Genomic DNA, 568 nt, shown 5'->3' on the forward strand with positions numbered 1-568 from the left:
GTCGGAGTGTTCCTCGCCTACTCGGGCGAGCGGGGCCGGACGTTGATCGACCGGGCCCTCTACCTGCCGAAATCCTGCACCGACGACCGCGAGCGGTGCCGGGAGACGGGCATCGGCGACGACGTCGAGTTCGCCACCAAGGTCCACCTCGCGAGGGCGATGGTCCGCCGTGCGGTCGACGACGGGATCCCGTTCCGCTGGCTGACCGCGGACGCGGGCTACGGCTACAGCAAGGGCTGGCGGAGCGAGTTGGAACAGGCCGACGTCTTCCACGTCGTGGCCACCACCCGGCACGACACCGTCGTCACCCGGCGGGCCCCCGACCACTCTCTCCACGACCTGGTCGCCGGCCTGCCCCGCCAGAAGTGGAAGCGCCGCTCGTGCGGAGAGGGCGCCCACGGCCCGAGGGTCTACGACTGGGCGCGCGTCGAGGTCCGGCCCTGGCACCGGCCCGACCGCAGGCACTGGGTGCTGGCCCGCCGCAGCACCACCGACTCGACGAAGATCGCCTACTACATTGCCTACGCGCCCGCCGACGCCACGCTGAACGAGCTGATCGCCGTCGCGG

General features: G+C 72.0%; 1 protein-coding gene. It reads left to right on the plus strand.

The features are described 5' to 3' along the window. A partial coding sequence (locus tag IEZ12_RS37265) for an IS701 family transposase (RefSeq protein ID WP_229848729.1) occupies positions 1-568 on the plus strand: 568 nt, incomplete at both ends.

Origin of the sequence: Kitasatospora griseola (assembly GCF_014648555.1) — a bacterium.
GTDB lineage: Bacteria > Actinomycetota > Actinomycetes > Streptomycetales > Streptomycetaceae > Kitasatospora > Kitasatospora griseola.